Genomic DNA, 13,479 nt, shown 5'->3' with positions numbered 1-13,479 from the left:
CACCTTCTCCCCGTTGAACGGGGAGAAGAGAGCTGTGGCCATGCCGACACGCATTTCCGCGGCGTTGAAAATTGGCGAAATCGCCGGTGACGGCCTCTTTCTCCCCGTCACTATACGGGGAGAAATGCCCGGCAGGGCAATGAGGGGCGGCGCCAACCTGTCAAGTAGAGCGGCGCCAAGCCCGAGCATATCCGCCCCAGGACTGATCGGTCGGTGGTTCTGTGCGCTCACCCTTGCTCATCGCGATGACGCGATCTGAGGCTAACAAGGCCGCGCCGATGCTGGTCCCGGTCGAGGTCTCTGACGCAATGACCGGTCGCTCGGTAGCTGCCGCCAGCATTCTGATGAAAAGCAGGTTCCGGGCGAAGGGTCCCTCGACAGTCGTCGCTCCGTCGCCGCCGATCAATTCCAGGCAGGTCGCGGTCATCAGCGCCAGATAGAACGAGATGGCGGCGAAGCGCTGGCCGGCGCTCAAGTCCTCGGCATTGACCCACTGTGCGCCGCGATGCGGAAACGGTCCCGAACCCTGCTGAGTGGCAGGCAGGAGCAGCACCCGCCGCGCCAGAACGGCGGCAACATCGTCTTCGCTCCACTCCTGGCTTTGGCCCTCGGTCAGCAGCGAGAACTCGCGTCCGCCCATGAAGCGCCCCGACGGCACCGGATCGCCGAGCGCGTTGACATTGACCAGCGTGTCGCGCGCCGGGTCGAGCTCCACCTTCCTGCCGCCCACCGCCATCGACACCACCCATGTGCCGGTCGAGACGACGGAGAAGGGCGGTGCCTCGGACAAAAGGTGCGGCAGCAGCGAGGCGTTGGAATCGTGCAGCCCGCAGAACACGGGCGTCTGCGGGTCGAGCCCTGTCCGCCGCGCCAGCTCCGGCAGGATCGGGCCAAGCCGATCCTTTGCCGGTCGCACCGGCGCCATCAGCCGGCGCCAGTCCATCCGGTCGACCAGCGACGAGTAATCGGACGTCCAGGGATTCCAGAGATCGGTGTGACAGCCGAGCGAGCTCACCTCATTGGCGGCGACGCCGGTCAGCCGCAGCGCCCAGTATTGCGGATACATCAGCATCGCGGTGGCCTTGGTGAATTCCGCCGGGAAACGCTTCTGCTGCCAGAAGAACTGCGCGCCGAGATTGAGGCCGATGGGCAACCGCGGCGTGCCGGTTTCGCCGAAAGGCGGGCGCACGGCGTCATAGTCGGCCGCAAGCTGGTCGGGACCGTCGAATTCGTAGTCGAGCACAGGCAGCACCAGTTCGCCTGAGCGGTCGACCAGCGCGCCGGTCGCGCCATGGGTGGTGATCGAGATTGCATCGATCCGCCGTTCGCGGTTGAGATCGGCGAGGCTGTTCAGGATGAACGTCCACAGCGCCTCGACATCGTGATGCGGATAGGGCGCCTGCCGCACCGGCGCGTTGGCGAAGCGGCGCAGCGCAATCTCGCTCAGTGTCGCGAGATCGACCAGCGCCACCTTGGCGTTGGTCTTGCCGATATCGATGACGGCGACGATCATGCCATATGGAACACGGTTTCCAGCGGCGCCGCCACCGGCTCGTTGTCGGGTTTGGTCTCCATGACATCGGCCATATACGCCCACCAGCGCTGCATCACCGGGTGCTTCGGAAGATCGGCCATGCCGTGGTCATCGCGGCGCCACAGCACCCCGAACAGGATGTTGGTCTCCTCGTCGAGATAGATCGAATAATCGGAGACGCCGGCCTCTCTCAGCAGCGCGACCAACTCGGGCCAGATCTCGTCATGGCGGCGCTTGTACTCGGCCTCCATGCCGGGATTGAGCTTCATCTTGAAGGCGTACTTCTCCATCAGGCGAAGCGCCCCTCGCGCAGCCGCCGCCAGACGATCGGCAGCGCGATGACGATGATCAGCAACAGGCCGATGAAGATCGACATGACGATGCCGGGCACGTTGAGCAGTCCGAGGCCGAACGTCACCAGCCCCATGATGAAGGCGGCGAGCACGACGCCCAGGATGCTGCCGGCGCCGCCGAGGATCGACACACCCCCAAGCACCACCATGGTGATCGCCTCAAGCTCATAGCCCTGCGCGATCGACGGCCGCGTCGAGCCAAGCCGCGAGGTGATCAACACCGAGGCTATGCCCGACATCAGCCCGGTCAGGCAAAACAGGATGAGTTTGATGCGGTCGACGCGCACGCCGGAAAACTGGCAGGCGACCGGGTTGTTGCCGATGGCGAAGACGCGGCGGCCGAAGCTCGTGCGGTGCAGCACGAACCAGTAGATCAGCGCCGCGGCGAGGAACAGCGCCAGCTCGAACGAGAAGACCCACCAGACATAGCCCTGGCCGAAGAAGGCGAAGCTCTCCGGATAGCCCTTGTAGGCCTGGTCGCCGAGGATGATGAAGGCGATGCCGCGGAACAGGCTCATCGTGCCGATGGTGACGACGATGGACGGTAGGCCGAGCCGCGTGACCAGCAGCCCGTTGAAGACACCGCAGCCGAGTCCCACGAGGACGCCGATTGCCACCAGCACCGGTGTTCCGGCGCCGGCCTGCAGGGCCATGCCCATCATCGTCGAGGCTAAAGCTACGATCGCCGCGACCGACAGGTCGATCTCGCCCGAGATGATCAGCAGCGCCATGGCTAAAGCGATCAGGCCCTTTTCGGTGAAGTTGAAGGTCAGGTCCGACAGCGACCATGGATCGAGAAAATAGGGCGAAGCAAAGCTGTTCACCGTGAAGATAAGGATCGCGATGATGATAAGCAGCGCCTCCCAGGAGAAGATCGCTGACGACATCGGCTTGTCGAGCCGATCTGGGATACGGCGCGGGGCAGGGGTCTCGGTCATGCCGCTTCCGCCTTTCTCAGGATGATGCGGCCTTGCCGCCGTTCGCCGCGCGCGTTGAGCACGACGGCCAGGATGATGGCGCTGCCCGATATCGCCATCTGCCAGAAGGGCGAGATGTTGATGACCGGCAGCGCGTTGGAGATGATGCCGAGGAACAGCGCGCCCAGCACCGCGCCGCCGACCGAGCCGATGCCGCCGGCGATCGAGATGCCGCCGATCACGCAGGCGGCGATGATGTTGAGCTCATAGCCGTTCGCGACCTCGACCGAGGCGATGACGTAGCGCGAGATCCACAGATAGCCGGCGAGCCCGCCGATCATGCCGGAAATGCAGAACACGATGAATTTGGTGCGGCCGACATCGATGCCGGCATAGACCGACGCGGTCGGGTTGACGCCGATGGCGTGGATCGAGCGGCCGATCTGCGTACGCGTCATGACCAGGAAGAACAGCGCGATCACGATGATCGCGATCCAGGACAGCACCGGCAGGCCGACGAAGGCGGCGCGCTGGAAATTGATGAAGTCCGAGCTCATCTGGTCGGCATTGACCCAGGCGCCGCCCGAGACGACGAAGGTGGCGCCTCGATAGATCGTCAGCGTGCCCAGCGTCACCACGATCGACGGGATGTTCAGCCGCCACACCAGGAAACCGTTGATGGCGCCAAGCACCAGGCCAACGGCGAGAGCGATCACGATCAGCACCGGGATCGGGATCGCCGGATGCGCGGCGTTGAGCATCGCCACCACCATGCCGGTGAAGCAGAGGTTGGACGCCATCGACAGGTCGATCGAGCGCGTCAGGATCACCACCATCTGACCCAGAGCCAGGATCATCAGGATCGAGGTGTCGTTGAAGACCTGACGCAGATTGGCGGGGTCGGCGAAGCCAGGGAAGCGCGTCGAGATCAGGCCGATCAGCACGACGATGCCGGCAAGCAGCCAGATCTCGCGGTATTTGAGAAAGCTCTTCATGCCGCGATCCCCGCCGCCGTTCGAACGAGCGTCTCGGCGTCCAGCCCTTTGTTGTCATAGGTGGCCGCGATGCGGCCCTCGCGCATGACCACGACGCGGTCGGACATGCCGAGGATTTCGGGCAGTTCCGACGAGACCATGATCACCGACAGGCCTTGCGCGACCAGTTCGGCCATGAAGCCGTGCACGGCGGCCTTGGAGCCGATGTCGATGCCCTTGGTCGGCTCGTCGAGGATGATCACCTTGGGCGCTGTGGCCAGCCATTTGGCGATAACGACTTTCTGCTGGTTGCCGCCGGAAAGCGTGCCGACATCCTGGCTCAGCGATGAGGCGCGCAGGTCGAGCCGCTCGGTGTAGGAGCGCGCGAGCGAAAACTCTTCCGCCAGCCTCAGCACGCCGGATTTCGAGGTGCGCTTCAGCGACGGCAGCGACACGTTCTGGAAGATGGGCAGGCCGATCACCACGCCCTGCTTGCCGCGCTCTTCCGGCACATAGACGATGCCGGCCTCGATCGAGTCCGCCGCCGATTTCGGTGCGATCGTCTTGCCGTCCAGCGAAATCGCGCCCCGGCTGGTGCGGGTGATGCCGGCGATCGCCTGCATCACCTCGCTGCGCCCGGCGCCGACCAGCCCGTAGAAGCCGAGGATCTCGCCCTTGCGCAATTCGAAGCCGATGTCGTCGAACTCTGTCGGGTGCGACAGGCCGGAGACGGAGAGCACCGGCGCGCCGATCGTCGGCTCGCGCTGCGGGAAGATGTGGTCGACGTTGCGGCCGACCATCATGCGCACGATCTCGTTCTGGCCGGTATCCTTCAGCAGGCCTTCGCCCACCATCTCGCCGTCGCGGAAGACGGTGTAGCGGTCGGCTATGCGGTAGATCTCGTCGAACTTGTGGCTGATGAAGAGCACCGCCTTGCCTTCGCTCTTCAGGAATTCGATCAGGAGGAAAAGCTCCTCGATCTCCTTCATCGAAAGTGCCGCGGTCGGCTCATCCATGATGACGATGCGCGCATCGATCGACATCGCGCGGGCAACCGCAACCAAGTGCTTGTTGGCGATGCCGAGGTCCTTCAGCCGCGTGTCGGCATCGATGTGGCCGGCGCGCATCGTCTCCAATACCTCGCGGGCGTTCTTGCGCATGGTGCGCCAATCGATGGTGCCGAAGCGGGTGCGCGGCGCATGGCCGAGAAAAATGTTTTCGGCAACCGAAAGATCGTCGAACAGCACTGTCTCCTGGTGGATGGCGGTGATGCCGTGGCCGAAGGCGGCATGCGCGCTGGGCAGCGTCGTGGCCTGGCTGTCGATGCTGATCTCGCCTGAATCGGGCTGGTAGATGCCGGTCATGATCTTGACCAGCGTCGACTTGCCGGCGCCGTTCTCGCCGATCAGCGCCGTCACCTGGCCGGGATAGAGCGACAGGCTGACATTGTGCAGGGCGCGCACGCCCGGGAAACTTTTCGAGATGCCTGAGAGCGTCAGGCGAGGAGCGGAGGCGGGGAGCCGCTCCTTTACCGTGCCGTCATGGGCCGTCGTGTCCATAGTCGTATCAAGCCCAGTCAATCTATTGCGTGTAGACTTCCCCTCACCCGACCTCCGCTTCGCTCGGTCGACCTCTCCCCGAGGGGAGAGGAGGTTTGCGAGCTTGGCTCCTGGCTCTTCTCCCCACCGAGGAGAAGGTGGCCGCGAGCGGCCGGATGAGGGGGCAGCGCCATCAGTCCGAGATCAATAGATCTTGGAGAACTTCTCGATGTTGCTCTTGTCGAACTGGAAAGGCGGAGCCATGGCGGCCGAGTTGGTGTCGTCGAGCGTCACCTTGCCGACGCGGCCGATCGACAGCGTGGCGCCGGGCTTGGCTTCTTCCTTCTTCACCGCCAGGTCATGGGCAAGGTAGATCGCCGAGTAGCCGAGGTCGATCGGGTTCCAGAGAGCGACAGCCTGCGAAGCGCCGTTGTCGATGAACTTCTTGAACTCCGACGGCAGCGCGAGGCCGGTGACGTTGACCTTGCCGATCAGGTTCTCGTCAGTGACGACCTGCGCGGCGGCGACGACGCCCACCGTGGTCGGCGCGATGATCGCCTTGAGGTTCGGGTAGGACTTCAAGAGGCCTTTGGCTTCATCCGTGCTCTTGGCCGAGTCGTCATCGCCATAGACGGTGGCGACCAGCTTGATCTTCGGGAACTTCTCCGGCAGCACCTTCTTGGCCGCTTCGATCCAGGCGTTCTGGTTGGTCGCGGTCGAGGAGGCCGAGAGGATCGCGACGTCGCCGCCTTCCGGCAGGTAGTCGGCGGCGAGCTTGATGATGGTCTCGCCGATCAGGTTGGTGTCGGACGGGTTGAGGTGGAGCTGACGGCCTTCCTTGGCGACGCCGGAGTCCCACGAGATCACGGTGATGCCGCGGTCCATCGCCTTCTTTAGCACCGGCACCAGCGCGTCGGCATCATTGGCTGAAACGGCGATCGCATTGACCTTCTGCGCGATCAGCGAATTGATCACCTCGATCTGGGCTTCGGCGGTAGCCTTGGTCGGACCGGTATAGATGACATCGACATCGCCCAGTTCCTTGGCCGCTTCCTCGGCGCCCTTGTTGGCGGCGTCGAAGAAGCCGTTGCCGAGCGACTTCACCACCAGCGCGATCTTGACGTTCTCGGCGTAGGCGGCATTCACGAACATGGCGGCGGAAAAGGCCGCCGTAACCAGCAGTTTCTTCAAAAAGCTCATCGAATATCCTCCCTTGAGCGTTGCATTCCATCGCCGCTGCGGGCGCGAGTTTCCTCAGGCCTGCAGTGAAGATTCCTCCTTGTCGCTTGACTGTCCGGGGGCGACGATCAGCGCCACGCCCGCCGTTTCCAGCATCTTGGCCTCGCGGTCCTCGATACCGTCGTCGGTGATCACGGTTGCGATGCGCGACAGCCCGCACAGGATAAGGCTCGAGCGCATGCGGAATTTCGAGGAATCGACCAGCACCACCAGTTCGTCGGCCTGATCGATCAGCTTCTGCTCCGCCTGGATCAGCAGCGGATCGCCTTCCATCAGCCCGAGCGGCCCCAAACCTTGCGCCCCCATGAACATGCGCCGCGCATAGAAGTTGCGCGTCACGTCATTGTCGAAGGGCGACAGGATGATGTTCTGCTCGCGGTAGATCGTGCCGCCCGACAGCATCACCGTGTTCTTCGAGTGCTTGAGCAGATGCTCGGCGATCGGGAAGGAGTTGGTGAAGATCGGCATGCGGCGTCCGGTCAGGAAATGCACCATCTGGAAGGTGGTGGTGCCGCCATTGATGATGATCGGCTCGCCGTCCGCGCAAAGGTTCACGGCTTCGCGGGCGATCGCCCGCTTCTGCGCGGCGTTCAGTGTTTCGTTGACCGAGAAGGGCCGCCCGGCAAGGCCGATGAACTGCGGCGGCGAGATCGCCTCGGCGCCGCCGCGCACCCGGCGCAGGCGCTTCTGCACATGCAGCGCCGCGATGTCGCGCCGGATCGTCGCTTCGGAAGAGTCCGTCAGCTCGACCATCTCCTGCACCGTCACCACAGGCTTTTCCTGGACGGCGGACAGAATGATCCTGTGGCGCTCTTTCTCGTGCATGGTTCCTCCCTGCCCAAGCATCAGGCCTTAGAAAACGCGCAGTGTCAATCATTTCCGATCATATATTTTCATTGTGCAGTGCAATATGATCGATATTGATCGTTTGTGATTGACAAGCGCGGCGCTTGCGTAGACATTCCCGGTCGAGAAATGAGGGCGCGGCATCGCGCTCCAAGGGAGGATACCTATGCTCGACAAGCGCTCCGGCTCGCGCCTCGCCAATCTTTGGGACGATGCAAAGGCCGAAGGGATGAGCGGTCCTGAGCTCTTGGTCTATCGCTCGAACACGCTGGGATCCGACAAGCGCGTCACCAACTATGGCGGCGGCAACACCTCGTCCAAGGTCTGGCAGAAGGACCCGCTCACCGGTGAGGAGGTCGAGGTGCTGTGGGTCAAGGGCTCGGGCGGCGACAGCGCCTCGATCAAGCTTGACGGTTTTGCCACCCTCTACATGCAAAAGCTGCGCGCGCTGAAAGGCCTTTATCGCGGCGTCGAGCATGAGGACGAGATGGTGGCCTATCTGCCCCACTGCACCTTCAACCTCAATCCGCGCGCGGCCTCGATCGACACGCCGCTGCATGCCTTCGTGCCTAAGGCTTGCGTCGACCACATGCATCCTGACGCCATCATCGCGGTCGCCGCCGCCAAGGATTCCAAGGCGATCACCAAGGAGATTTTTGGCGACGCCATCGGCTGGCTGCCGTGGAAGCGGCCAGGCTTCGAACTCGGCCTGTGGTTGGAGAAATTCTGCCTCGAAAACCCGGACGCCAAGGGCGTCGTGCTGGAAAGCCACGGCCTGTTCACCTGGGGCGACACGCCGAAGGAATGCTACGAAACGACGATCTCGGTGATCAACCAGGCGATCGACTGGTTCGAGCGCAAATCCGAGGGCAAGGCGATCTTCGGCGGCGAGGCGGTCCAGCCGCTCGACGCTTCCGCGCGCCGCGCCATCGCGGCCAAGCTGATGCCGCGGATCCGCGGCCTTATCTCCGAAAAGAGCCATAAGCTCGGCCATTTCGACGACCAGCCCGCCGTGCTCGAATTCGTCAATTCGAAGGACTTGCGGCCGCTGGCGGCGCTCGGCACCTCATGCCCCGATCACTTCCTGCGCACCAAGATCCGGCCGCTGGTGATCGAGTTCGATCCCGCAAAGCCGGATGTCGATGCCGTCATCGCGCGCCTGGCCGACGACATCGCCGAATACCGCGTCGGCTATCAGGCCTACTATGACAGCTGCAAGCATCCGGACTCGCCCGCCATCCGGGATCCCAATGCCGTGGTCTATCTGATGCCGGGCGTCGGCATGTTCACCTTTGCCGGCGACAAGGCGACGGCGCGCATTTCCGGCGAGTTCTATGTCAACGCCATCAATGTCATGCGCGGCGCCTCGACCGTCTCGTCCTATGTCGGCCTGCCTGCCCAGGAAGCCTTCGACATCGAATACTGGCAGCTCGAGGAGGCCAAGCTCCAGCGACTGCCGAAACCGAAGGCGCTTGCCGGGCAGATCGCCTTGGTCACCGGCGGCGCCGGCGGCATCGGCCGCGCCACCGCCACCCGGCTGCTGCGCGAAGGCGCCTGCGTGATGCTGGCCGACATCGACGAGGCCGCGTTGGCCAGCGCCAATGACGAACTTTCGAAAGCCTACGGCAAGGACTTCGTCCGTCCGGTGCGGATCGATGTGACGTCGGAAGATCAGGTCGCCTCGGGCTTTGCCGAAACGTCGGTCGAATTCGGCGGCATCGACATCCTTGTGTCCAACGCAGGTCTCGCCTCCTCGGCACCGATCGAAGAAACGACGCTGGCCTTGTGGAACAAGAACATGGACATCCTGTCCACCGGCTATTTCCTCGTTTCGCGCGAGGCCTTCCGGTTGTTCCGCGCCCAGAGGATCGGCGGCAATGTGGTTTTCGTCGCCTCCAAGAACGGGCTCGCCGCCTCGCCGAACGCGTCCGCCTATTGCACGGCCAAGGCTGCCGAGATCCATCTGGCCCGCTGCCTCGCGCTGGAAGGGGCGGAGGCGCAGATCAGGGTCAATGTCGTCAATCCGGACGCCGTGCTGCGCGGCTCCAAGATCTGGACCGGCGAATGGAAGGAACAGCGTGCCGCCGCCTACAAGATGTCGACCGACGACCTCGAGGAGCATTACCGCTCGCGCTCGATGCTGAAGCGGTCGGTCTTCCCGGAGGACATCGCCGAGGCGATCTACTTCTTCGCCTCCGACATGTCCGCCAAGTCCACGGGGAACATCGTCAACGTCGACGCCGGCAACGCGCAGAGCTTTACGCGTTAGGCACGCGCTTCCCTTCTCCCCGTTCTAGGGGGAGAAGGTGCCCGAAGGGCGGATGAGGGGCAGCGCTAGCCGACGAATACTGGGAGGAAGTGCAGTGTCCGAAACGATCATCTCGACTGACGTCGTCGAAAAAAGCAACGCCACGCGCCAGGCCGATCTCGAGCGCGACTACGCTTCCCTCGGCGAGCGCCTCGACCGGCGCGGTATCGCCATCGACGCCATCCGCGACAAGGTCGAGAAATTCGGCGTCGCGATCCCGTCCTGGGGCGTCGGCACCGGCGGCACGCGCTTTGCCCGCTTTCCCGGCGCCGGCGAGCCGCGCGATATCTTCGACAAGATCGAGGACTGCGCCGTTATCAGCCAGCTGACGCAGGCAACGCCCACCGTCTCGCTGCACATCCCGTGGGACAAGGCCGATCCGAACCGGTTGAAGCAGGCGGCGTCCCGCTTCGGCCTCGGCTTCGATGCCATGAATTCCAACACCTTCTCCGATGCCAAGGACCAGAAGCTCTCCTACAAGTTCGGCTCGCTGTCGCATGCCGATGCCGGCACGCGCCGCCAAGCGGTCGAGCACAATCTTGAATGCATCGAGATCGGCAAGACGCTTGGATCGAAAGCGCTGACAGTGTGGATCGGCGACGGCTCCAACTTCCCCGGCCAGGTCAATTTCGCGAAGGCTTTCGAGCGCTATCTCGACGCCATGCGCGAGATCTATGCCGGCCTGCCGGACGACTGGAGACTGTTCACCGAGCACAAAATGTATGAGCCGGCCTTCTATTCGACCGTCGTGCAGGACTGGGGCACCAACTACATCATCGCCAAGGAGCTCGGCGACAAGGCCTTCTGCCTGGTCGATCTCGGCCATCATGCGCCCAACGTCAACATCGAGATGATCGTGTCGCGGCTGATCCAGTTCGGGAAGCTCGGCGGCTTCCACTTCAACGATTCCAAATATGGCGACGACGATCTCGACGCCGGCTCGATCGACCCTTACCGGCTGTTCCTTGTCTTCAACGAGCTGGTGGATGCCGAGCTCACCGGTGCCAAGGGCTTCGATCCCGCGCATATGCTCGACCAGAGCCACAACGTCACCGATCCGATCGAGAGTCTGATGCTGTCGGCGGTCGAGGTGCAGCGCGCCTATGCGCAGGCGCTGCTGGTCGACCGCGAGGCGCTTGAGGGCTTCCAGGAGGCCAATGACGCGCTGCTGGCGACGCAGACCTTGAAAGCCGCCTACCGTACCGATGTCGAGCCGATCCTCGCGATGGCGCGTCTGAGAACCGGCGGCGCCATCGATCCAGTCGCAGCCTATCGCGAGGCCGGTTACCGGGCGAAGGTCGCGGCAGAGCGGCCGGCAGTCCCGGGTGGCGGCGGCGGGATTGTGTAGTCAGCTTCTTGTCGATCCGACGGGCGACGGCAGCGCTTGAGCACCCCCCTCTGTCCTGCCGGACATCTCCCCCGCAAGGGGGAAGATCAGCAGTTCCGCCGACGGCGCTGTTCCTTCAACGTTGGTGATTGGCGAACGCGATGGCCACATCCGATCTCCCCCCTTGCGGGGGAGATGGCCGGCAGGCCAGAGGGGGGTGTGAAGGATCGCCAGCCGTCACAATTGGCTGGACTCACCAGTTCCGCGGGTCTTTCCTAGGCGTCCCCCAACGCCAGGAGCACCGCCATGCCCTTGACCCGCCGGACGCTGATCGCCGTCAGCCTTTCGCTCACCTTTGCCTTCACGCCGACCACCGTCTTCGCCGCTTCGCCAACTCCCGCCAAAGGCGAGCACGGCATGGTGGTGACTGCCCAGCATCTTGCAACCGAAGTCGGTGTCGACGTGCTGAGGAAGGGCGGCAACGCGGTCGATGCCGCGGTCGCCGTCGGCTATGCGCTTGCCGTGGTCTATCCCAACGCCGGTAATATCGGCGGCGGCGGTTTCATGACCGTGCGCATGAAGGACGGTCGCACGACCTTTCTCGATTTCCGGGAGCGCGCGCCGCTCGCGGCGACCAAAACCATGTATCTCGACAAGGACGGCAAGCCGATCAAAGGCGCCAGCCTCGACGGCTATCTCGCGGTCGGGGTGCCCGGCTCGGTCGCCGGCTTCGAGATGGCGCGCGAGAAATACGGCACGCTGCCGCGACAGGAATTGATGGCGCCGGCGATTGCATACGCCAAGGACGGCTTCGTGCTCAACCAGGGCGACGCGGCTTCGTTCGCCGGCGGCGCCGACCGGCTGGCGAAGGACCCGGCTGCCGCCGCCATCTTCCTCAAAAAAGACGGCAAGCCTTACGGCATAGGCGAGAAGCTCGTTCAGCCGGACCTTGCCACCTCCCTTTCGGCGATCTCGGAAAAAGGCCCGGACGCCTTCTACAAAGGGCCGATTGCCGATGAAATCGTCAAGGCGAGTGGCGCGAAAGGCGGCATCCTCGCCAAGCCCGATTTCGAGCAATATGCCGTGCGCGAGCTGAAGCCGGTGACCTGTTCCTATCGCGGCTACGAGATCATTTCCTCGCCGCCGCCGAGCTCGGGCGGCGTCATCATCTGCGAGATCCTCAACGTGCTGGAAGGCTATCCGCTCTCTTATCTCGGCGCCGGCTCGGCCGAGACGGTTCACGTCATGGTGGAAGCCATGCGCCACGCCTATGTCGACCGCAACTCGGCGCTCGGCGACCCTGATTTCGTCGACAATCCGGTCTCGAAGCTGGTCGACAAGGCCTATGCGAAAGACATTCGCGACAAGATCGATCCGTTCCGTGCCGGCGTGTCGAAAGAGCTGATGCCGAAGGGCTTCGGCGAGTCGAAGGAAACCACGCATTACTCGATCATCGACAAGGACGGCAACGCGGTGGCCGTCACCTACACGCTGAACGGCTCCTTCGGCGCCGGCGTCGTCGCCGACGGCACCGGCATCCTGCTCAACAACGAGATGGACGATTTCACCCAGAAGCCGGGCGTGCCGAACCTCTATGGCCTGGTGCAGGGCGAAGCGAACGCCATTCAGCCGAAGAAGACGCCCTTGTCCTCTATGAGCCCGACGATCGTCACGAAGGACGGCAAGCCGTTCATGGTCATCGGCAGCCCGGGCGGCTCGCGCATCATCACCATCACGCTGGAGGCGATCATCAACGTCATCGACCACGGCATGGACATCCAGCAGGCGATCGACGCTCCGCGTATCCATCATCAATGGCTGCCGGACACGGTCTATGTCGAGCCATTCGGGCTGTCGCCGGACACAGAGAAGCTGCTTGCCGGCATGGGCTACCACCTCGATCTCAGCGACCAAACCTGGGGGCAGGCGGCTGGCATCCTGGTCGGTGGCAAGAGCCTGGCACAGATCGAGAAAGGCGGCGGCGCGCGCTACAACGGCGCCATCGACAGCCGCGCTGCCGCCGGTGAGGCTTTGGGATATTAATTGATCAGGTCACCAGCGTGATGGTCGAGGCGATCAGCATCACGGCGGCGATGGCGACGAAGAGGGCATAGATGCGCGGCCGGTCGAGCAGCAGCGCATTGCCGGAAATCCAGGCCGCCGTGGCGCCGCCAAGCGCGAACAGGAAGCCGTTGCGGTGGCCGAAGGACATGGAGGCGGCCATCAGGCCGCCGATGATCAGCGCGCCGAAGACGATGATGACGGCGACCGCGTATTTCTCGAAATCATTGCCGCCACCCATAGCCGGCCCCATCGCATTGAGATTGGGCAGGTCGTCAGGGTCGAAGGGACTGGTCGAGCCATATTCGTCTTGGCCGAGGGATTCGCGCATCATTCGTTCTCCGCTGGGCGGCAACAAACCATCAACGCCTGCCGAGCGCAA

The 13,479-nt window shown here is 63.7% G+C and carries 11 protein-coding genes; 3 read left to right on the top strand and 8 right to left on the bottom strand.

The features are described from left to right. Positions 1–160 precede the first annotated feature (160 nt). From LB523_RS26810 to LB523_RS26780, 7 genes are all read right to left on the bottom strand, one after another. Entirely contained in the window at positions 161–1,513 is a 1,353-nt protein-coding gene (locus tag LB523_RS26810; RefSeq protein ID WP_224608709.1) for an FGGY-family carbohydrate kinase, read from the bottom strand. Further along, positions 1,510–1,824: an L-rhamnose mutarotase gene (gene rhaM, locus LB523_RS26805; protein WP_224608704.1), complete on the bottom strand. Its 315-nt coding sequence runs from the start codon at positions 1,822–1,824 to the stop codon at positions 1,510–1,512. Before rhaM ends, LB523_RS26810 begins: the two co-directional genes overlap by 4 nt. Further along, on the bottom strand, positions 1,824–2,825 hold the full coding sequence (locus LB523_RS26800; RefSeq protein ID WP_224608700.1) for an ABC transporter permease: 1,002 nt from the start codon (positions 2,823–2,825) through the stop codon (positions 1,824–1,826). The genes rhaM and LB523_RS26800 overlap by 1 nt, the downstream gene beginning before the upstream one ends. Then, complete coding sequence (locus LB523_RS26795; RefSeq protein WP_224608697.1) at positions 2,822–3,799, bottom strand: ABC transporter permease; 978 nt, start codon at positions 3,797–3,799, stop codon at positions 2,822–2,824. The genes LB523_RS26800 and LB523_RS26795 overlap by 4 nt, the downstream gene beginning before the upstream one ends. Further along, positions 3,796–5,337 carry a sugar ABC transporter ATP-binding protein gene (locus tag LB523_RS26790; protein WP_224608694.1) on the bottom strand — a complete coding sequence of 514 codons (1,542 nt, stop codon included), beginning with the start codon at positions 5,335–5,337 and terminating at the stop codon, positions 3,796–3,798. The genes LB523_RS26795 and LB523_RS26790 overlap by 4 nt, the downstream gene beginning before the upstream one ends. A 183-nt stretch (positions 5,338–5,520) precedes the next feature. Next, on the bottom strand, positions 5,521–6,516 hold the full coding sequence (gene rhaS, locus LB523_RS26785) for a rhamnose ABC transporter substrate-binding protein (protein WP_224608691.1): 996 nt from the start codon (positions 6,514–6,516) through the stop codon (positions 5,521–5,523). A 54-nt stretch (positions 6,517–6,570) separates the two neighbouring features. Continuing rightward, positions 6,571–7,380, bottom strand: coding sequence for a DeoR/GlpR family DNA-binding transcription regulator (locus LB523_RS26780; protein ID WP_224608688.1), 810 nt, complete (start codon positions 7,378–7,380; stop codon positions 6,571–6,573). Positions 7,381–7,567: 187 nt separating this feature from the next. Between LB523_RS26780 and LB523_RS26775 the strand changes: the two genes are divergently transcribed. The 3 genes from LB523_RS26775 to ggt all read left to right on the top strand — a co-directional run bounded on the left by LB523_RS26775 (position 7,568) and on the right by ggt (position 13,079). Beyond that, on the top strand, positions 7,568–9,670 hold the full coding sequence (locus LB523_RS26775) for a bifunctional rhamnulose-1-phosphate aldolase/short-chain dehydrogenase (protein WP_224608686.1): 2,103 nt from the start codon (positions 7,568–7,570) through the stop codon (positions 9,668–9,670). Positions 9,671–9,722: 52 nt separating this feature from the next. Beyond that, positions 9,723–11,057, top strand: a complete 1,335-nt coding sequence (gene rhaI / locus LB523_RS26770; RefSeq protein WP_224608683.1) for an L-rhamnose catabolism isomerase — start codon at positions 9,723–9,725, stop codon at positions 11,055–11,057. A 285-nt stretch (positions 11,058–11,342) separates the two neighbouring features. Continuing rightward, positions 11,343–13,079, top strand: coding sequence for a gamma-glutamyltransferase (gene ggt / locus LB523_RS26765; RefSeq protein ID WP_224608679.1), 1,737 nt, complete (start codon positions 11,343–11,345; stop codon positions 13,077–13,079). A 4-nt stretch (positions 13,080–13,083) separates the two neighbouring features. On the opposite strand, the gene LB523_RS26760 is transcribed toward ggt, so the two are convergent. Beyond that, the gene (locus tag LB523_RS26760; RefSeq protein ID WP_224608676.1) at positions 13,084–13,431 is read right to left on the bottom strand and encodes a hypothetical protein; all 348 of its coding nucleotides are present in this window, start codon (positions 13,429–13,431) and stop codon (positions 13,084–13,086) included. Positions 13,432–13,479: the final 48 nt, after the last annotated feature.

Origin of the sequence: Mesorhizobium sp. ESP-6-4 (assembly GCF_020164735.1) — a bacterium.
GTDB lineage: Bacteria > Pseudomonadota > Alphaproteobacteria > Rhizobiales > Rhizobiaceae > Mesorhizobium.
This window is presented reverse-complemented; position numbering and strand designations above follow the sequence as displayed.